Here is a 255-nt window from a genome sequence, read left to right as displayed (position 1 = left end):
AAGTAATAGATAACTCTATATCAGATAGACTAAAAGATATATTTGTAGATATCTCCCCAAATTATGGAGTGGAGTTGCTAGAATGGAATCATGATATTGACCATGTGCACTTGTTATTCAAAGCAAAACCAAATACAGAGATATCTAAACTGCTAAATGCTTATAAATCAGCATCAAGTAGAAGAATAAAGAATGAATTTCCAAGTATTCGTAAGTCCTTATGGAAAGAATACTTTTGGAGCAAAAGTTATTGTC

At 31.0% G+C, this 255-nt stretch carries 1 protein-coding gene; it reads left to right on the top strand.

Annotation, left to right across the window (positions count from 1 at the left end; translation table 11 throughout):
- Nucleotides 1–255, top strand: a 255-nt coding sequence (gene tnpA / locus KGF45_RS19850) for an IS200/IS605 family transposase (protein WP_227843089.1), incomplete at both ends; no start/stop codon positions are given.

The sequence above is a fragment of the Clostridioides sp. ZZV14-6154 genome (genome assembly GCF_020657785.1).
GTDB lineage: Bacteria > Bacillota > Clostridia > Peptostreptococcales > Peptostreptococcaceae > Clostridioides.
This window is presented reverse-complemented; position numbering and strand designations above follow the sequence as displayed.